The organism is Vibrio eleionomae (genome assembly GCF_009874545.1).
GTDB classification, from domain to species: domain Bacteria; phylum Pseudomonadota; class Gammaproteobacteria; order Enterobacterales; family Vibrionaceae; genus Vibrio; species Vibrio nitrifigilis.
Genome location: NZ_WEKT01000051.1, coordinates 1 through 19,308, shown reverse-complemented (window position 1 = coordinate 19,308; position 19,308 = coordinate 1). Strand labels below are relative to the sequence as shown.

Annotated in this window: 16 protein-coding genes; 7 read left to right on the top strand and 9 right to left on the bottom strand. The window is 43.7% G+C overall.

Going from position 1 to position 19,308, the window contains the following annotated elements; all coding sequences use genetic code 11:
- Positions 1-12: 12 nt before the first annotated feature.
- The 6 genes from F9817_RS19210 to F9817_RS19185 form a co-directional block, all read right to left on the bottom strand.
- Entirely contained in the window at positions 13-735 is a 723-nt protein-coding gene (locus F9817_RS19210) for an SDR family oxidoreductase (protein ID WP_161157785.1), read from the bottom strand.
- A complete protein-coding gene (locus F9817_RS19205; RefSeq protein ID WP_161157784.1) occupies positions 732-2,057 on the bottom strand; it encodes a DASH family cryptochrome in 1,326 nt (441 codons plus the stop codon). Before F9817_RS19205 ends, F9817_RS19210 begins: the two co-directional genes overlap by 4 nt.
- Before the next feature lie 93 nt (positions 2,058-2,150).
- A complete protein-coding gene (locus F9817_RS19200) occupies positions 2,151-2,765 on the bottom strand; it encodes a PqiC family protein (RefSeq protein WP_161157783.1) in 615 nt (204 codons plus the stop codon).
- A complete protein-coding gene (pqiB, locus tag F9817_RS19195; protein ID WP_161157782.1) occupies positions 2,765-4,420 on the bottom strand; it encodes an intermembrane transport protein PqiB in 1,656 nt (551 codons plus the stop codon). The genes F9817_RS19200 and pqiB overlap by 1 nt, the downstream gene beginning before the upstream one ends.
- On the bottom strand, positions 4,383-5,669 hold the full coding sequence (locus F9817_RS19190; protein ID WP_161157781.1) for a paraquat-inducible protein A: 1,287 nt from the start codon (positions 5,667-5,669) through the stop codon (positions 4,383-4,385). The genes pqiB and F9817_RS19190 overlap by 38 nt, the downstream gene beginning before the upstream one ends.
- 236 nt (positions 5,670-5,905) lie before the next feature.
- A complete protein-coding gene (locus tag F9817_RS19185; RefSeq protein ID WP_161157780.1) occupies positions 5,906-6,190 on the bottom strand; it encodes a putative quinol monooxygenase in 285 nt (94 codons plus the stop codon).
- A gap of 373 nt (positions 6,191-6,563) precedes the next feature.
- Between F9817_RS19185 and F9817_RS19180 the strand changes: the two genes are divergently transcribed.
- From F9817_RS19180 to F9817_RS19165, 4 genes are all read left to right on the top strand, one after another.
- Positions 6,564-7,202, top strand: a complete 639-nt coding sequence (locus F9817_RS19180; RefSeq protein WP_161157779.1) for an HAD family hydrolase — start codon at positions 6,564-6,566, stop codon at positions 7,200-7,202.
- Between the two features lie 252 nt (positions 7,203-7,454).
- A complete protein-coding gene (locus tag F9817_RS19175) occupies positions 7,455-8,825 on the top strand; it encodes a hypothetical protein (RefSeq protein ID WP_161157778.1) in 1,371 nt (456 codons plus the stop codon).
- 463 nt (positions 8,826-9,288) lie between these two features.
- The gene (locus tag F9817_RS19170) at positions 9,289-9,954 is read left to right on the top strand and encodes a response regulator transcription factor (protein WP_161157777.1); all 666 of its coding nucleotides are present in this window, start codon (positions 9,289-9,291) and stop codon (positions 9,952-9,954) included.
- Between the two features lie 29 nt (positions 9,955-9,983).
- Complete coding sequence (locus tag F9817_RS19165; RefSeq protein WP_161157776.1) at positions 9,984-11,288, top strand: sensor histidine kinase; 1,305 nt, start codon at positions 9,984-9,986, stop codon at positions 11,286-11,288.
- Between the two features lie 35 nt (positions 11,289-11,323).
- Here the strand turns inward: F9817_RS19165 and F9817_RS19160 are convergent, their stop codons facing one another.
- Positions 11,324-12,763: a sucrose-specific PTS transporter subunit IIBC gene (locus F9817_RS19160; protein WP_161157775.1), complete on the bottom strand. Its 1,440-nt coding sequence runs from the start codon at positions 12,761-12,763 to the stop codon at positions 11,324-11,326.
- Between the two features lie 244 nt (positions 12,764-13,007).
- On the opposite strand from F9817_RS19160, the gene F9817_RS19155 reads away from it, so the two are divergent.
- Both F9817_RS19155 and F9817_RS19150 read left to right on the top strand, forming a co-directional pair.
- Positions 13,008-13,997, top strand: coding sequence for a LacI family DNA-binding transcriptional regulator (locus F9817_RS19155; protein ID WP_161157774.1), 990 nt, complete (start codon positions 13,008-13,010; stop codon positions 13,995-13,997).
- A gap of 168 nt (positions 13,998-14,165) precedes the next feature.
- On the top strand, positions 14,166-15,797 hold the full coding sequence (locus F9817_RS19150; RefSeq protein WP_161157773.1) for a glycoside hydrolase family 32 protein: 1,632 nt from the start codon (positions 14,166-14,168) through the stop codon (positions 15,795-15,797).
- Between the two features lie 437 nt (positions 15,798-16,234).
- On the opposite strand, the gene F9817_RS19145 is transcribed toward F9817_RS19150, so the two are convergent.
- Both F9817_RS19145 and F9817_RS19140 read right to left on the bottom strand, forming a co-directional pair.
- Positions 16,235-17,620 (bottom strand): carbohydrate porin, encoded by a 1,386-nt coding sequence (locus F9817_RS19145; protein ID WP_161157772.1) that lies wholly within the window; start codon positions 17,618-17,620, stop codon positions 16,235-16,237.
- Positions 17,621-18,021: 401 nt separating this feature from the next.
- On the bottom strand, positions 18,022-18,945 hold the full coding sequence (locus F9817_RS19140) for an aminoimidazole riboside kinase (protein ID WP_161157771.1): 924 nt from the start codon (positions 18,943-18,945) through the stop codon (positions 18,022-18,024).
- Between the two features lie 73 nt (positions 18,946-19,018).
- On the opposite strand from F9817_RS19140, the gene F9817_RS24125 reads away from it, so the two are divergent.
- The coding region (locus F9817_RS24125; RefSeq protein ID WP_237476292.1) for a hypothetical protein at positions 19,019-19,308 on the top strand (290 nt) is incomplete at its 3' end.

Sequence of the window (19,308 nt, the reverse complement as noted above, 5' to 3'; positions counted from 1 at the left end):
TAACCTAAATCTCTACCAAGGGATCGTTTGCCCAGAGTAATCCCAAAATGAGCCACTGTCATTGGGGGTACTGGCTATAATCAACGCCAATAAATCAGTGGCAACTTCATCAACATGAAACAGTTTGTCTGTCGGAACATTGGCTTGAAAGGGCTTTGAGAGCTGAGTATCTGTTGTTCCAGGGTGAAGAGCGAGTACAGTAGCCTGTTTTAGTCGTCGTTGCCATTCTATTGCCAGCGTTTTTACCGCCATGTTCAGTGCAGCTTTTGAACATCGATAGCTGTACCAACCGCCTAGATGGTTATCGCTAATACTCCCTACTCGCGCTGAAAGTACAGCAAGCTTGGGCGCTGGCGATGCTCTAAGTGCATTAAAAAAAGACTGGGCCAATAGCAAAGTAGGTAAGGTGTTTAGCTGTATATTATGCATAAAAAAGTGAGGGTTGATTGATTCGACATTTTTCTCTGGGCCTTGTTCTCTGGTGTGTAATACCCCGGCGCAATTGATGAGCCAATCAAGGTGATCGAATGAACGTCCAAATTCATCAATTTGATGGGGTTTGGAGAGATCAAGTTGATGCCAGGTTAGCTGCGGAGAATGTAATGGTGGACACCTATGATGATAGGTAGCGTGTATACAAGCATAAGGAAAAACCCTCAAAATGCGTTTGACCATGGCAAGGCCAATCCCTCCGTTGCCACCGACTAACACAATATTTTTGGGGCTATTATTCATGATTTCTCCTTGGGCATAATAGGCCAATCTGCCATATCCACATGATCAATAGAGGTCGTGGTGGTATTTCCCTGCCAGCGGTTGATAAAGCTCTGCTGCGGATCGTACATTTCGGTTTGTTTATCTAAGTTAAATTGCCGCGAACCTCTTTGGTCAGCACCCACACCAGCAAGGTATTGCCAATTGCCCCAGTTTGAAGCCACATCATAATCAATCAATTGAGTTTCAAAATAGGCAGCGCCATAACGCCAATCTAATTGAAGTTCATGGATTAAGCAGCTTGCAACTAACTGTCGTCCTCGATTTGACATATAACCTGTGGCATTTAACTGTTTCATACAGGCATTAACGATGGGATAGGGGGTGTGACCTTGTTGCCATTGCCGAAAACGAGAGGCATAAAAACTCGTCAGAGGACGGTGTTTACTAATGCCTGCAAACTGGAATAATTTCGTTTGGTAACATCTGGCATACCAGTAAAAGTATTCTCGCCACAGCAGCTCAAATTGAATCCAGTAGGTCGATTCGTTCTGTCCGTGTTGCTGCTCGTAATGGCGCAACATGGCAATGATTGTTTTGGGGGATACGCAGCCGAGTGCTAACCACGGGGAGAACTTAGTGGATGATAATGGCTCGTCTAATGCGTTACGTGTTTCTTTATAACATGATGCAGCTTGAGTCGAAAAATAGTGTTGGCAATGTGCAATAGCCGCTTGTTCACCACCTTTAAACAGGGTGTGTTCTGTGTTGGATAAGGACAAGTGAACAGAGCTTAATGGAACAGGCTCAGGGGGAGGTAGTTGCACCGGTCGCGAGCATGGCAGCATGATTTCAAGGGACTCGACTTCGCGACGAAATTGACTAAAAGTACTCGGGAGATGGTGTAATTGGCAGGGCAATTGGCTTTCATCAAACAGAGTGTTATTAGGTAATTGGGAAACGCTGACGCTTGGATAATCTTGAGCTAGGTGCTGGCAGACTTGCTGTTCATCATATCCGGCAAACTGATCGCAATAAAGATGAGTGACATGATGTGCTTCGATAAGGTGTTTAAGAACGGTGATAGGCGAGCGTTCAATCACGAGCAGTGTCTGGTCGTAACGTTTTAGACTCAGAGCAAGGTCGTGAACCGATTGGTGGAGAAAATGTTGCCGTGCTGAACTCAATTGTGATTGCTGGGAAAAACGTTGGAGGTAAGCACCCACCTTAGGGACACAATACACACAAATGAGCTCGTCCACTTCTTGAGCTGCTTTATGTAGCAATTGATTGTCGTTTACTCGTAAATCGTGAGTAAACCAATAAACCCCAATACGTTTCACTGAATGACCTTAGTTTTACACTGTTTAAACAGTATTGACGCTAGGTCGAAAAATGCCAAGGTACTCAACCGTAATACCTTGGCATGGTGTTGACTATTGGCAATCGGCGTCTTGCAGCGCCCCATGTGATGGTGTACTGCTTACCGCTTGAGCAATCGGGTCGACCACTTCATTAAGCCAGCTTGTGGTCAATGACTGAGCCATGGCACTGTAACCCTCTTTATTGAGCGGCTCACGATGCTTAAAACGGCCACATTCAAGCAGCTTACCTTGTACGTTGCGTAGTAACCAATGACCTTCCATCAAGGTGTGTCCGCTGGGGCTAGCATCAAAACGCTCCACACTGATTAACAGGTGAGGCTGAATATTTGATTGAGAATCAAATGGCGTTAACCAGTTGGCGCTAGGTAAACGTTGCTCTAATCGCGCTAGCGTAATCCGTTGTAATTGGCTGTCGAGAGGTTCGGCCCATAGATGCTGGCGTGCCCGTGTCACTTCTCCGCTATCACTCACTAATACCATTCCTGTTCCTACCAAATAGAGCGGAATTTCTACTTTGGGGATAACGGTGGTCGCGTTATAGGTGGTCGAAAAGGACTTAACACTAGGCCCCATCATTAAATATTCATTAGCTGTTGGCACAGCAGATGAACACCCCCATACACTGACACAGCAAGCCAAGGTGACAAGCGTTTTTTTACTGAACATTATTTGGCTCCTTTGCCTGGAATCGTATCGGGTGCATTACTGGTATCAAAAATAAGCGAATTTGGTTTTTGTTGTAACTGACGAATTACCGGTTGTAGTTCGTTCAAGGTTCGCTCTAGTGTGGCTAAGTTATTGTTAATTTTTCCGCCGATGCTGCCTTCTTCTTGGTAATCTTGCAGAGTGCGTTCAAGTTCGCGTAGGGTTGATATCAAATCGTCAGGTAGCGCTTTCGCACTGTCTGAAGCGAGCAAGTCGTCCAGCTGTTTCGTCGCTTTGTTCAACGTTTTTAAGGTATTGTCGGCGCTGGTTAATGTGCTATTGAGTGAAGAAACTGTCTTATCTAATGGCAGTGAATTTAATTTATCTAACAGGGCTGATACTTTTTGGCCGATGCTGGCTAATCCGTTTGGTACTGTAGGAAATACCGGATACCCCGCCACCTTAGTTAATGCGTAAGGTTTAGGATCGACGACATAATCAACACTAATTATTTTACTACCTGTTAGCAGATTGCTGGTGGATAGACTGGCACGGATGCCGAGTTCAACTTGGCTTTTAAACATGGCTTTCCAGTCATCAATCGTCATATCATCATCACCACTGATGCCTGTTAGACGTTGTGGTTCAAAGCGTGCCAACACGGGAATAGACGGGTTATGTAAGGTTTTATTCCACTCAGAAAAGCCCAGGCCATGATAGGGAACTTGAGTCACAGTACCGATGCGGATACCACGGAACTCAACCGGCGCTCCGACTTCTAATCCACCGATATTTCCGTCAAACAAAAACATATAGTTTATAAACTGCGTATAGCGGTTGTCCGTTGCTTGTTCTTTTGAGCTATATAACGTGAATTGTGTCATATCAGAGACGGTATGGCCGTTATCTTCGTTAGCGGTCACGCCAAAGGATATACCACCAGTAATTAAGGTTTCTAGTGAGTCCATTTTTACCGCCAATCCTTTTGATGAACTCTGGATAGCTAGACCTGGCGTAACCCAAAATTGCACTGATGAATTGACCAATGAATTAAACGGAGCCCGTATAAATATACGATAAGTAATACGTTGATTTTGGGTATCAAAATCGACACTTTCTATATGCCCGACATCAAAGCCATGAAAATGGATTGGGGTTCCCGCAGACATTTTTGGAATGTCTTTACTGACTAGCTTTAAGCGTAATCCTTGGTCTTCCGCAGTGGATAGCGGCGGCTGCTTCAACATGGTATAGCGCGACGGTGTCTCGCCTTTAGAACCTGGCTCGACTTCAATATATGAGCCCGACAATAGCGTACCTAATCCACTGATTCCTTCGGTACCAACGCGAGGTTTAATGACCCAAAATTTGGTATCTTGGCGCAGCATTTTTTCTGTGCCTTTTTCCATTTCTATCGTGATCAATGCGTGTTCGAAGTCGTTGGATAGTTTCACTTGAGAGACTTCACCTACGTCGACGTTGTGCACTTTGACTTTAGTTTTACCCGCTTCTATCCCATCAGCATTATTCGTCACTATGGTCACCGTTGGACCGCGACTACTCCAATCTTGATATAGCATCCAGCCCGCGACGAAAATCGCAAGTAGAGGAATGATCCATACTGGGTTGAATGACCATTTATCGGTTTGATTCGGTTGTAGAGTCGGTTCTTTCACCGGCAATCTCCTTGACTTGTTGATCCCAAAAAATGCGAGGATCAAACGCTTGTGCAGCAAGCATAGTTAACACAACAACAGCGGCAAATGCCATAATAGCTGGGCCTGGAATTATACGCATTAATCCCCCCAATTGGACTAATGCACTCAGTACCGCAACGACGAAAATATCGATCATTGACCAGCGGCCAATGAATTCAGTAAATAGATAAAAATGTTGTAATTGTTTGGCTGATCGAGTCTGAATGTGTCTGCTTTGCCAGCAGAGCCAACTTAATAACAATATTTTAAATATCGGCACGAAAATACTGGCGATAAACACAACTAATGCAATCGGGAAAGAGCCGGTACTCCAAAGTAAGATTACCCCGCCAAGAATCGTTGAATGGTGTGCACTTCCCAAAAAGCTGGTGTCCATAATGGGATACAAGTTAGCGGGGAAAAACAGCACACATGAGGCCAACAACAAAGCAACCGTGGTATGTTGGTGTACAGGTTGACGAGATTCAACCCGTGCATGACAGCGTGGGCAGAAGCCACTTAAACCATGGCTAATGCAGCCACAATGATGACAAACAGAAACGCCTTGGGTGCGTGCAACCCCTGAGGTTAAATGACGGATTTCGGTGGGTGGGAATAATGTATCCCATAGCCAGATTCGGTCGCAGAGTGAAAGAACTTTTACCAGCACGACCACAAATCCACAAAATGGCCAGAATGAGAGGCCAATCTCTACCTCGGCCATGCCGTGTAGTTTTATTAATGCGACGAGAATCCCGACGAGAAACACATCGACCATTAACCAATTTTCGATGACTTCAAGACTTCGTAAACAGGTTTTGAGACCGGGGAAGAGACGCTGCTTTTCTAGCGCATATGTGACATAAATGACAATAAGCAAATAAACGACGGGCAGTGTCGCAAAGATAGCTATTAATATAGCCAGCACCAGAAAGTGAGATTGAATTAAGACCGTAATGGTATCGAGTAGGTTAATTTTATGTTCAATCCCTTTAGCGGAAAAACCGATAAAGGTATACGCCACAGAGAGGCTCAGCAAAAGTAATGCCGATAGAGAATACCACTTCAGTGCCATCGTCTGGTCTGTCGTTCGGGTCGATAAGCGATGATGACACCGCTGGCAGCGAATAACACCTGCCTCAGGAACAGGGGAGTGTGTAACCCAATCACAATGAGGGCAAGTAAAGTAACGTGCACTACTGTTATCTGTAGTAGAGGCTTTTTTCATAGTGCGTTGAAACCTTTATTTCGCGTCTGTATCCGCAAGTTTATGTTTATCGGCATAAAATGGACATATAGGTGTAGTGTGTGAGTGATGTTGTACCCATTTTCAGTGTATTAACTATACGATAGGTTAGTTAAATTGTGGTTAATATTTTAAAGCGGGGCAGGGAAGAAAATATCCGGGGAAAGTGATGTCGCGCAATGGCGCATTCAATGCGCCATATAATTAGCCTATAGCGCTTAATAAGAACGAATGTCGACTTCTTCGGCATATTCGCTCAGTTTTGATTTCAGCTCGCGCAAATAACGGGAACTGGAGTGATGATCAAAGGCTGATTTATCTTTATAAACTTCATGAACAAGAAAACGCTTACTACTTTCGTTACTTACAAATGCTTCGTAGGAAATACAACCAGGTTCCTTGCGGGTTTGAATGACCAGATCATCAAGTTTGGTTTTTAATGTTTGTTCTTGACCTGTTTTAGCACTTAAAACTGCAATGCAAGTCACCGTATTATTACTCATAGAGTTACTCCCCAATTGATAAATAAACAGAGCCATAATGGTTCAACACAAGGCCTGTTCGAATGAATAGCGTGTCGTAACCTAGCCTGAAACTCTAAAGGCAGTGAATACTGCTAGAGTGTACGGTTCAGACTTTTCGGCATAAGTCTCGTGGTAAGAAACAAGATTGGGTGGGAGTCGGTCTTTAAGAAGGGCTCTCGTCGAACATCCTGTTAGGACATCTACGAAGGGTATGCTTTAAATTACAGCAGGTTAACACACCTATGTACCAGGCCATCATACGCTTTTATGGGCGGTGATATTGGGTATATATCACGTTATGGGTGAATTATTTGTTTTACTCTGAATATCGCAGGGGGAGTATTCCCCGGTAATGACTCATCTAAGGAAGGAGCACAATGTGGCAGACATTAAACATGTCATTTTCGATATTGGTAATGTAATGGTTCGCTGGTCACCGGTGGAAATTGCACGCTTAGCATTTCCTGAACATACGGATCCAGCAGCGCTTCGCGAAAAACTATTCCGTGAAGATTTTTGGATCGCGTTAAACAAAGGTCAGGTAACGGAAGAGAAAGTCAAACAGCTATACCAGCAACAGTCTGGCTTGAGTGCGGATGACGCAGAGCGCCTTTTTTATTATGTAAGAGAATCACTGATTCCCTTATTTCGCTCACAAGCATTATTGGAAAGAATCAAAAGTGCTGGCTACGGTGTGTATGCCCTTACTGATAACGTCAATGAAATTGTTGCTTATCTGAAAGATAAATACGATTTTTGGTCACTGTTTGATGGTGCGATTGTGTCGGCGGAAGAAGGGTGTATGAAGCCCTCTGAGCAGATCTATCATTGCTTATTTGAGCGTTATCAGTTGAAACCTCAAGAGTGTGTTTTTCTGGATGATATGCCACACAATGTCGCGGGTTCAAAAGCGTGTGGCATGGATGCAATTCAGTTTTATAGTGCAGAGCAAGCTGAAATAGAGCTCAAACAGCGAGGTTTGCATTTCTAGATGATTGAATAGTTTAAATAAGAGGAGGATGCTCTTATTTATCTTCGTCAAGATGTTTTGCGCTGTTATTGGGCATCAAGTATCTCTTTTAACACAATGCTCTATAGTTTTTCTTCTTGCTAAGGTAGTATTCGCCTTTGCAAAATTTTACTAATCGGTTTTATCCCAAAAAACGATCACATTGATGGTGCGGGTGAACGGTTGGTGAAGCATCTTTCGATAACATCGCTTCAGTAGAGCAAAGGGATTGTAATGAGCAGTTGGGTAACTCGTTGGGCAAAGTTAATCTCCGTTATGGTGTTAGCTTGTCTATTAGCCGCATGCGGTGATAAAGACGTAAAAGTTAAACCGAGCTACTATGTTTACGAGGCAGTAAAAACCAACGCGTTAACTTATAAAAGTGGTGACCTATACCAACTTTCAAACAACAATTATCGCACCATTTTAGCTATTCAAAATATGGTTAAATTGGCGGTTAGCCCTTTCGCCAGTCCAAACACTTTAGCGGCGACCCAATTTACCGACATTAGCGATGACACTTTGCAAAAGGCGGCTTTAGAACAGAAAGCTAAGTGGCTAGAACGTTATCAATCGATCGATTCAGATTGGTTGGCTTACCAAAGTCAACACATTGAATCTTTATCCGCTCAGTTAGAGATTGAAGAGCAGGCATTAACACAAGCTCGCCACCAGATTTCACTCTATCAGCAGAAAGTTTACCCAGCGCGCCAACATCTTATTGATGTTCAAGACGCGATTAGCCGCGCTAAACAGCAATTGGAAGAGTTAAAGAAAAACTATACCGAAGAAAGTAACCACGATATTTTGACTTATTCGCTGTCGATTCACGAATTCCGTCATCCACTAGAATTTGATTTTTATACTCGAAAAGACTTAGTTCAGTTTCGCTCGTGCAAAAAAGTGCGACAAGGTGGTCTTGAAGGGCTGCTGTTTAATCACAACTGTTATTATCTAAAACCTGCCGATAAGGCGTTATTAGGCAAGCCTTCTTATCGTCAAGGGCAAGCATTACTGATTAAATATCTCACGATAAAAACGCAGCTCGGTACACTGCAGCAACCGCAGCAAGGCACCTTATATGGAGCAAAAGCACAAGCAGAGCAAACTCTATTGACCACCAGGCTCGACGCGCAAAAGACTATTGGTAAACTCTCTAATTTGCAGATGAATTATCATATGGTAGAGCAAGGGTATGATGCGGTGAGTGAACAACTGGAGTTTGTAAAAACAGCGCAAGCAAAACAAGAGTTTGTTAAACATACATTGCAAGGCTATCAGGCTGAAGTGCAAAAGGCGCTGGTTAATGCGTCTTACCATGCGATAGGGAACACCGCCGAGCAATGGCATCATGTGAGTGGTGTGCCATTACAAGGTAATTTGACCTTTAATCCGGATATGAAGCACAGCATACTGATGATGCACTTTAGCGAGAAAGGCGAAAACAAAACGCTCCTTATGCCTTTTTCTGCCCCCGAGCTCGCTAAGCAAAGCGAACCTCAGTTAACCGTGAGTGTGAGTGATGAGAAACATCTTTGGTTTCATGGCGCACTTAATGTCAATAATCAGGAATTCCAATCATTACTGCTTAAGTCATCCGAATAGAATCTAAGCCTTACTCATCTTAATGTGTTGTTTTAGCGGGAATGTATTTACTATTAGGTAGGGTATTCATTTGTAGCTAATATCGTCTTATATAGAAAGGCAATGGTTCAATTGTGGCCCCGTTATGGTTCAGTTTGTGCACTGGCTCGGACAATTTAACCCTAGTTTAACCGTGCTATTTTTATAGTTACACGAACGAATTAATGACTGCAGAGTTGTCTCCCATTTTATCGAACGTTTTATACTCAAATGACCTGCAACGTCGTTACTTGTCTTCCCCATCATTGAATTGACCTCGCATTCATCTGTTTTGTATGAGTGTGAGACTTGTAATCATAGGCTTGGCTTGGTTGTCATAAGCGTTCTATGATCAGGGATATTATTTTATGGCAACGTCATTTTAAGGTTTGAGTCGCAGAGATAACATGACTCATGGTAGCAGTGAATTGAGTGGTAACTTGTTATGTTTAAAGCCCTTTTAGTCGAAGACGATCTGGATCTCGCCACGGCATTAATCGACTACATGTCATTAGAGGACATTGAGTGCGATTATGCGGCAGACGGACAAGTCGGGTATAACTTAATTGTCAGCAATAATTACGATGTGATCGTTCTTGATCTCAATTTACCTAAAATTAAAGGGCTTGCTGTATGTGAGCGTATACGTGCTCAAGGTGTTGAAACGCCAGTATTAATGTTAACAGCATGCGATACGCTAGATGATAAGTTGCAAGGATTTAGTCATGGTGCGGATGACTATTTAGTTAAGCCTTTTGCTACGGAAGAATTGATTGTACGTTTGAAGGCCTTGTCACGACGCAGAAGTGGCCAAATATCAAAATTGCGTGTGGGTGAGTTAGAGCTTGATCTGACTCATAGGCAAGTTAGTCGAAATGGTGAAGACGTCAAATTGTCCCCCATTGCTCTCAAAATTCTTGAGGTGTTAATGCGCGAATACCCTTCGGGTGTCTCACGAGAAAAAATTGTTCAGGCGGTTTGGGGGGATGAACAGCCCGATAGTAACAGCCTTAAAGTTCATATCTTTAATTTACGTAAACATATCGATAAGCCTGGTTTGACTCCTCTTATTCATACTGTCCCTGGGTTTGGTTTTTGCCTAAAACAGTAATCCCTTCATGATTAATCAAGTGGTGCTTTATGAAGATTAGCCGCAGTTTAAAAATTTATTTTATTTGTGCCGTCATGGCGATCGCGACGGTTACTGTGGTGAGCTTTTCAACGTTAGCGGCTAACTATTATGTCGCAGGGATGGATATTAGCTTACGTTACTCAATGCTTGGGATAGTCAAACACGTCGACACCAGCAATAATAAACCTGAATACATGCTCGGTTATCAATTAACGACCAGCTGGAACGACGTTCAACCTGAAATAAAACGTGTATTTCATCGACCAAATGAACATTTAGAATTTCAGAAAAAACTGGATAACACTGGGTGGTTTCATCCACCGACACGAGCTTTCTTTCTGTTGCGTTATGATCGCGAGAATGGTCAGACAGTGTATATCTCGCGGGTGTTTGACCGTTTAGATACCGACCAGATGATTAAGGATTCATTTCATGAAGAAAGCAGTAGTTATGATATGAATCTCATTCTTTACGCATTCCTTGCTCTGGTGTTCTTTGCTGCGGGGCTCTATTTTCTGTTTCGTCACATTGCGCGCCCACAGGAAAAGTTGGTGGATTGGGCGAGAAATCTTACCCCTGAGCAGTTGGAGCTTGAGCGGCCAGATTTCTATTTTAATGAACTCAATCGCTTGGCCGATATTATTAAAAGCAGTTTGTCATCAGTACAGGTCTCTTTGAAGCGGGAACGTAGCTTTTTGGCTAATGCTAGCCATGAATTACGTACCCCCATCGCGGTGGTGCGCAGCAATGCGGAGTTGATGAACAAACTGATCGATAAGCCTCACAATGAAGATAATCATGAAAAGCAAAAGCAGGTGATGCAGCGGATTCTCCGAGCGGGTATCACGATGACAGATTTATGTGAAACGTTATTGTGGCTTAATCGACGAGAGCAAAGTGAGTTGCCTTTAGGTAAGGTAAGCTTAGCGAACTTGGTCGATCAAGTAAGCCGAGAATTGAATTATCTGTTGCGTGATAAATCGGTAGAAGTGGAAATTAATATTCAAGAAGCCACCTTTGAATTGCCTAAGACACTGTGCCGGATTGTCATTGCAAACTTGATTCGTAATGCCTATCAGCATACTCATTCTGGTAAGGTCTTTATATCCCAGAAGGGAACCAAAGTGAGTATTGTGAACCACAACGATGGTACATTAGATGATGAGTCGTTAGGGTTCGGTTTAGGATTAGAATTAACCAATCGAATTATTCGTCAATACGATTGGCACTACAGTACATTGGATACGGATCATGGTCGCGAGGTGTTCATTGATTTTAGGCCAATGACGAAAAATGCCCATCAGTTAGACTGATGGGCAAAAACAGACGAGCATGCAATCTCGTTATATTATGCCGTTGCTTGTACGCCGGCTTTTTTCTTATTACGTAAGCTTAGTGCAACCGTAACAGTGAAAGAGATGATGATAGCGATCGCCATACCAATCACATAGTAGCTCAATTTGCTTGGTACGATTGAAATCACACCTGGAATACCTGCAGTACCTAGCGCTAACGCTTTTACGTGGTAAAGCGTAATAAAGGCACTGGCTACACCCGCACCAATGATGGCTGCAAAGAATGGGTAACGCAGTTTAAGGTTGACACCGAACATTGCTGGTTCTGTAATACCCAGTAGCGCGGTAATACCAGAAGGCATTGCGATACCTTTCATCTTCTTATCTTTTGTTGTTAGTGCAACCGCAAGAGCCGCAGCACCCTGAGCAACGTTAGACATTGCCGCGATAGGGAAGATGAACGTACCACCAGTACGAGCAACATCTGCTAGTAGTTGGGTTTCAATTGCGATGAAGCTGTTGTGCATCCCTGTGATAACAAATGGTGCATACAAGAAGCCCATAATACCGCCGCCGACAAAACCAACGTTGTCGTAGATCCAGCTTAAACCGTCACCTAATAAGAAACCTGCATCACGAGTGATAGGGCCTACTAACGTGAAAGTAATAATGCCTGTAATCAAGATTGAGCATAGTGGTGTCACTAGGTTATCAAGCATTGATGGCGTAAATTTACGGAATGTGGTTTCTACCTTAGCTAGGATAAAACAGCTCACCAACACTGGCAGTACCGAACCTTGGTAACCTACTTTCTGGATTTCGAAGCCAAGAATGTTCCAAGTTGGAATGTTGCCATGTACGGCAGCACTACCAAAGCCCCAGCCACTTAATAGGTCAGGGTGAACCATCAACATACCAAGTGCTGCACCCAAGAATGGGTTGCCGCCGAATTTTTTCGATGCTGAGAATGCTAACAAAACAGGTAGGAACACAAACGGTGCGTTAGCGAACGTGTTCAGCATACTTGCAAGGTCAGCAAGGCCTGGATTGACATCGATAATTGATAAGTTATCAATAAATAGCCCTTTGGCCGTAAAAACGTTATACAGCCCCATCAATAAACCGCCAGCTACAATGGCTGGAATAATTGGCATAAAGATATCAGATAGGCCTTTCACTAGGCGTTGAAGGATATTTTGTTTCTCTGCACCAGCCGCTGCAACATCACGAGTGGACATCTCTGCCATACCTGTGAGTTTAGCGAGTTCTGCGTGTACTTTATTGACCGTTCCCGAACCAAAAATGATTTGGTATTGGCCTGCCACTTTAAATTGGCCTTTTACACCTTCAATATTTTCAATGGCAGCTTCATCAATGATGGAGTCGTCTTTCAGTGCCAGACGCAAGCGCGTTGCACAGTGGGCCAAGGCTTGTAGGTTTTCTTTGCCCCCAAGTTGCTCTAGTAGTTGTTTTGCTATGACAGGAAAGTCCATAACACACCCCAGTTATTGTTATTCATCAAGTAGAGTATTTATTGTTTTTCTATTTTTGGGAACGTTTGCAAGGCGTATTTTTGAGGAAGTTTTTCTCGCGGTCAAAACGATCAAACTAATTCTGTGAATATGATCGACAATTACTATCATCCTAATCAACAAAACAAGGGTAGAATCACGTTCTTATGCAGAATAGTGTATCATCAGGCACTCCATTCTCTGAATACAACAACAAGGAATATGAATGGCAAGTTTATATGATGTGGCGCGGTTGGCCGGCGTTTCAAAATCGACTGTTTCACGAGTGATTAATGATGAGTATGGCGTAAAAGAATCGACTAAAATCAAAGTATTAAAGGCTGTTTCTGAATGTGGTTATGTCGTAAACCAAGTGGCAAAGGATCTGAAGTCACAGCGAACTAATCTCATTGGTGTCATTGTTCCTCGTGTTTCATCCCATGCCACTGCACAAGGTGTTGATGGTTTGACGGCCGTATTTGAACAGGCGGGTAAGCACGTTTTGTTGGCGAATACGCACCAGCTACATGATAAAGAGCTCGATTACATTCAAATTTTTAACCAAAAGCGGGTAGAGGGTATCGTTTTTTATGCCACGCATTTGGATACTCCCCTAATCGAGACAATTCAAGCGTCAGCGGTGCCCGTTGTAGTCGTAGGACAAGATGGTTCGATGTATAACATTCCGAGTGTTGTACACGACGATACTCGAGTGGGTTACGAGGCGGGGCTGCGCTTGGTGAAAGCGGGGTGCTCTAATATCGGATTTATCGGTGTGCAAAGTGATGATATTGCGGTCGATAAGCTGCGATCTGAAGGTTTAGTGCAAGCTCTTAATCAACATGATTTAACACTGTTATTTCATGAGCGCAGTGATTTCTCCATTCAATCGGGCTATGAGATGGCGAAAAAAGCCATTGCAGCTCATCCTATTTTGGATGGTTTGTTTTGCGCCACTGATCGTCTAGCCGTTGGTGCGATAAAGGCGTTAAGTGAAGCCAATATTGAGGCGGGAACTCAAGTTAAAGTGTTGGGAGTGGGGAATGATGAATTAGCTTATGTCAGTACGCCAAGTTTATCGACATTCAATTACGCATTTGATAAAGCGGGCGAAAATGCTGCAAAAATGCTGTTAAATCGTATTGGTGGCCAAGGGGAAGAGATGAGTAAGGTAACACTCACCTTTCAAGGTGTTGTTCGCCAAACCTGCCCGTAATTGAAATAGACTTTGTGGCACGTTTATCGGCAATTTTTTGTCATTATAAATGTGCCATGCCTCACATCCACGTTAACCTATTAGTCAGAATAAGTGTAAAAGCTTGCGTATAAGAGGCTATTTTTATACTTTTGCAAACGTTCCCAAAAATTTAAATTAGGTAAGACTATGTCTTTAATTGACCTCATTGAATTGGCTGGTGGTGAAACCAATATTCGCCGTATCTTAGCGCCAAAAGGCGAAGTAATAGTTGCCGTTCATAATGATGAGTTAGTCCGTCGTTTACCCGAGTCGATTACCGCGCAAACAGTGCTCGGTGAGTTGCAACTGAGCACGGCGAGAGGAGAGGTGACGGATGAAGAGTTACAAACCGTAGGGGAGAGCATTGCTCAGCATCAACGCGAGCAAGCCGAACCGTATTTGCAGCCTACCGAATCCCATTATCGTCCTCAGTGGCATATCTCACCTCCTCAAGGGTTGGTAAACGATCCCAACGGTTTTATCTACCACAAGGGAGAATACCATCTGTTTTATCAATGGTATCCATATGCGTGCGAGCACAAAGACAAACACTGGGTTCATCTGAAAAGCCAAGATCTCATTAACTGGCACCATCAATCGATTGCATTGACGCCTTCTGATTGGTTTGACAGTCACGGTGTATTCTCTGGCCATGCCGTAAGCCAAGATGATGGGTTATGGTTGTTTTATACAGGTAACGTACGGATCGGCGAGCAGCGCGACCGTCAAACGACGCAATGTATGGCATTCGCAGCCGACGGCTTGAATTTCAAAAAACATGGTCCTGTGATTCGTGAATTGCCACCGGGTGTGACTGAACATATCCGCGATCCAAAACTGGTTTTCGCCAATGATAAATGGTTTATGTTATTGGGTGCACAAACTACCGATCTACAAGGCCGTTTAGCGGTTTACCACTCAGAGGATCTTGTTCATTGGACATATGACCGTTTATACGGTGATGAGTTAGCTCCGTTTGGCTACATGTGGGAATGCCCAGATTGGTTTAAATTGGCTAATGAACAGTTTATTGTCTTTGGTCCTCAAGGTATCGAAGACAGTAACCCTAACCACACGATAGGGCATCAAAACCGCATTTTCCGTATGTCCCTTGATCAGGATGATGCGCTGCATTTGATTGAAGGGTGGCAATTGGATGCTGGCTTCGATTTTTACGCTCCACAAAGTATGGAAGCTGCGGATGGTCGTCGTTTGATGATTGGTTGGATGGGGTTACCTGATGAGGTGAATCAACCAAGCTGTGATCATGGCTGGATTCATCAATTAACGACGTTGCGTGAGCTGTATTGGCAAGACGGTAAAGTGAAACAGCGCCCAGCCAAAGAGCTAGCAGAGCTACGTGGTGATAAGGTCAACATTACTGTTAATAATAAGGCGATTGATCTCGGAACGAAGAGTGTTGAGCTTCACCTAAACCTTGCATGGGGTTCAGAGCTCCAATTGATGCAAAATAGCGATTACCACGTCAGTTTAGTCGCGGATGCAGAAAAAGGTGTGTTGCGTTTTGATCGTCACCAAACAGAAATTCGTGAAGGGGATGTGATCCGTGAGTTGCCACTAGAGAGTGATACCATCGCGTTGACCATTTTGGCCGATAATTCATCGTTGGAAATTTTCATTAATGACGGTGAAAAAGTGATGACTGGGCGCGTATTTACGCCGCAAGATGCAACGAATATTCGTTTGGTCTCTGGTGAGCCAACCCCAATGAGTTACTATCCGTTGAAAGCAGCTCGTGCGCCATATCCTAGCGTGTAGGCTATTTTGAACAAACGCAGCTTCGGGCTGCGTTTTTTTATGCCTGTGATTTACCCATTCTATTCGCAAGTAACCCCAAGGTGCTGTTTCATCAGGCAAGGCACGGAGCTGAAGATAGAGTAATTCTGCGGTAAAAATCAGTTACACAGGTTAGGAACGACGAACACTCGCCCATTGGGAGCGAATCAACCAGCCTATTTCGGCGTCCAATTACGTTGAAAGGGATAGAGTTAGCATGTAGGAACAAAAGTATCGATAGAAGCTAAAAGTGTTGATAGAGGCTTTGTGGGACAAGATTGTGGGGGCAAAAAAAAGCCCGTGAGATCACGAGCTAAACAAGCCTACTACGCAGGGGGGAGACCGTAACTTAGTGCAGGCAAAAAGAAAAAGCAGAAACGGCAAGCGCTAGGCTTGCCGCTTATTGTCGGTGGAGGGGGTTAGAACCAAGTTTCCATTTGTAGAGCAAACAAGGTTTCACCGCCGTTACCCATAGTTGATGCGCCAGTTGCGGTGCTAACAGAGTAGTTGTCTAAATCTGAACTCCAGTCAACATAGCTGACTGCGAAGCGCAATTCTGGACGTTCAAAGAAGCCAGCGGCCGTATCAAGTTTCAGTGTTGGTGAAATAGTGGCTTTATAGTAGCTACCTTTCGCAGAGCTCACTGAGTTATCAAGATCCATATATTGGTATGAACCTTCGTACACCATTTCAAAGTTTTCAGTAAAGGTTTGAGAAACACGAACGTTAAACGTACCCCATTTGAACTCATCGTTATCTTTAATGCGGTCTTGGCTGTATTCCGCCATTAGGGCTGGTGCAACACTCCAAGTTTTGTTGATGTCTTTCACGCCGAACGTGAATGCACGTACAGCTTTCGCGTCGTCGTTTAGGTTACCATCTGAACCAATCGCTTTCAGTTGCGCACCTAGGCCAGAACCGATTAACACACCGGATTTAGACCAACCATCTTGTAAGCCATAAAAACTGTTAGCATGGTATGCTAATAGGGCATGTAGGCCGTGTTTCGCACGGTGAGTTGCCGTTGAGTCATCAGTTACGTCTTCGTTGTCTTTGGAATCCATCGCACTGAACATGACTTGCCATTGACCAATATGGTTGTTCATGGTCGCCACGTAGTTTTCAACATCTGTTCCCGCACTTTCTACTGAGCCAAAATCTCGCCCGTAAATAGAGAAGTTAGCTTTCCAGTCATCAGACATTTGCACGTCATAGATACCTGCACCTGTACCCGCTAGGAAAACGATATCAGAATCAAGGAAGTGGATATCGAAGTTATCACGGTCAAAACGTTTACCTGCCCAAACCGTAGAATTTTCAAATGCACCAGTAAAACTAGGTAGATTAGAGAACTGGGCATACACTTGACGAACGTTTAAATCACTGTCATCGGCTGTCCAATCGTTACTGGTTTCAACGCCATCGGCTAGCATGATTTTGAAAAAGGCACTTGAACCATTATCCAGTTTACGATTGTGGATCAAGTTCGCTTCAAGGTAGTTGGTGTCTTCTAAACCTAAACGACCCACTGGAGCACCTAAGTCGCCAGCCGCTGTCATATAAGGACCCGTGTCTGTTGCGCCAGTGCGATGTTCATTCATTAATAAACCTGAACGTGCATACCCATGGAATTCAAATGCAGAGGCACTTGATTCTGCTTGTTGGGTTTGTTGCTCGTTAGTTGTTAATCGTGATTCTAGATCATTGATTCTCGCTTCTAAATCACTAATGGTTGGTGCTGCCCACGCTGAAGTTGTAGGGAGTAGGGCGGCAGCCACTGCTAGAGTCAGTACTTTTGTTTTCATTTATTATTGCTCCGATAAGGATGAATCTCGTATTGGATGTCTGCAAACGTTCCCAATAAATAATTCAACAATGCCGGATATTAGCCTTGTACGAACGGTTTACAAGCGATGGTTCTACTCGTTAAATCCGTTAGCAGGCTAGCTTTGAGGTGGACTATACCTAAACTTTAGGGAACGTTCCCTAAAAATAATGAGAAATCCAAGCTATATCACGAAATAAATCGCTTTGTGAGCGACGTCAATAAAGGTTTTTCTGGTAATTTTTGTGGCTTGTTTTATGGAGAGAAACCGTCCGATAACCGAGTGAGAGAGCGATAATTTGTCAGCAGGCAAAAGCCGCTGACACCCATGAGAGTATCAGCGGCTTTGACATTTGTGCTAGAGAGGTGTTAGGAAAGCAATTATTGATTGACGAAGGTCGCTAAGGTGGCGCTGTCTGGTAAGGCAGTCATTGCGCCTTTTTGTGTGGTGGCTAATGCCCCACAACCATTCGCTAGACGTACCGCTTCAATAAGAGCATCCTCATCGCGCCAATTATCCAATTTCGCCAGCTGGCTTAATAAGCCACCGACAAAGGCGTCGCCTGCACCTGTGGTATCAACGGGAGAGACTTTATGACTTGGTACGAGTGTCTGTTGGTGCTGATTAATCACCAAGGCACCCAAAGCGCCTTGAGTAATGATGACAACAGGAATATTGAATGGGGTCAATGCGGCAATACCTTGCTCAAGAGTGTGAGTGCCTGTAAGAAGAAGCAGTTCTTCTTCTGAGAATTTCACTACATCCGCAAGTTTAACCGCTTTCATAACTGTGTCGATTAGCAAGTCAGGTTCTGACCAAACTTCTTCACGTAAGTTAGGGTCAAAACTTATAAACCCGCCTTGCGATTTCATCTGTTCAATCGCTGCAAACGTCGCACAACGGCTAGGCTCATTAGCCAGCGCGATGGAACAACAGTGTAACCACTCTCCTTGTGCAAATGCAGGAATGTCTGACGTAGAAAAGAATTGGTCGGCGCTTGGTTTTACCATGAACGTAAAACTGCGTTCACCACTATCATCAAGATCAACGACGACAGTCGATGTGCGATGAATAGGGTCTAAAACTAAGGAATGACAATTTACGTTTTCTTCTTCAAGTGTGGTACGTAAAAATTGTCCAAAGGGGTCGTTGCCAACTCGACCAAAAAAAGCACTGTCACCAGATAAACGTGCAATAGCTACAGCAACGTTAGCTGGAGCGCCACCAGGGCATTTTAAATAACGTTTGTCGTCATCAGGGAGCAAATCTACTACTGCATCACCTGTTACCCATACTCGACTCATTTTCGTCATCCTCATTAATTGTTTAGCGCAGTGTAAATCAGCGCTAAACCGAGCTGAAGTGGTCTAATCAGGTTTGAGTATTGAGATTGTTGAAAACGTGATCATCTTAAGTGAAATGAAGAAAAAAAGACGAAAAATATTGATTTTTGGGCACGTTCCCAATTTGGATTTAAAGCGGCACTCAGCCCTGTTGTTGCCAAGAATTAATCACGCTGTAACTTTTAAGTTAATGAAGAAAGGGTGGCTGAAAGGACAACTGATTAAAACAGCGGCTAAACATATCGCTTTCATTATTAATATTAAAATATTGAGTATTCAAACTAATCACCAAAAAGTATCAATAATAAATAAATTGCTTATTAT

Excerpts from the sequence above, each read along its gene's own strand:
- F9817_RS19180 (WP_161157779.1), top strand. The coding sequence starts at position 6,564 with ATGACTCATCTAAGGAAGGAGCACAATGTGGCAGACATTAAACATGTC.
- F9817_RS19175 (WP_161157778.1), top strand. The coding sequence starts at position 7,455 with ATGAGCAGTTGGGTAACTCGTTGGGCAAAGTTAATCTCCGTTATGGTG.
- F9817_RS19165 (WP_161157776.1), top strand. The coding sequence starts at position 9,984 with ATGAAGATTAGCCGCAGTTTAAAAATTTATTTTATTTGTGCCGTCATG.
- F9817_RS19155 (WP_161157774.1), top strand. The coding sequence starts at position 13,008 with ATGGCAAGTTTATATGATGTGGCGCGGTTGGCCGGCGTTTCAAAATCG.
- F9817_RS19160 (WP_161157775.1), bottom strand. The coding sequence starts at position 12,763 with ATGGACTTTCCTGTCATAGCAAAACAACTACTAGAGCAACTTGGGGGC.
- F9817_RS19200 (WP_161157783.1), bottom strand. The coding sequence starts at position 2,765 with ATGTTCAGTAAAAAAACGCTTGTCACCTTGGCTTGCTGTGTCAGTGTA.
- F9817_RS19210 (WP_161157785.1), bottom strand. The coding sequence starts at position 735 with ATGAATAATAGCCCCAAAAATATTGTGTTAGTCGGTGGCAACGGAGGG.
- F9817_RS19185 (WP_161157780.1), bottom strand. The coding sequence starts at position 6,190 with ATGAGTAATAATACGGTGACTTGCATTGCAGTTTTAAGTGCTAAAACA.
- F9817_RS19140 (WP_161157771.1), bottom strand. The coding sequence starts at position 18,945 with ATGAGTCGAGTATGGGTAACAGGTGATGCAGTAGTAGATTTGCTCCCT.
- F9817_RS19190 (WP_161157781.1), bottom strand. The coding sequence starts at position 5,669 with ATGAAAAAAGCCTCTACTACAGATAACAGTAGTGCACGTTACTTTACT.
- F9817_RS19150 (WP_161157773.1), top strand. The coding sequence starts at position 14,166 with ATGTCTTTAATTGACCTCATTGAATTGGCTGGTGGTGAAACCAATATT.
- F9817_RS19170 (WP_161157777.1), top strand. The coding sequence starts at position 9,289 with ATGTTTAAAGCCCTTTTAGTCGAAGACGATCTGGATCTCGCCACGGCA.
- F9817_RS19145 (WP_161157772.1), bottom strand. The coding sequence starts at position 17,620 with ATGAAAACAAAAGTACTGACTCTAGCAGTGGCTGCCGCCCTACTCCCT.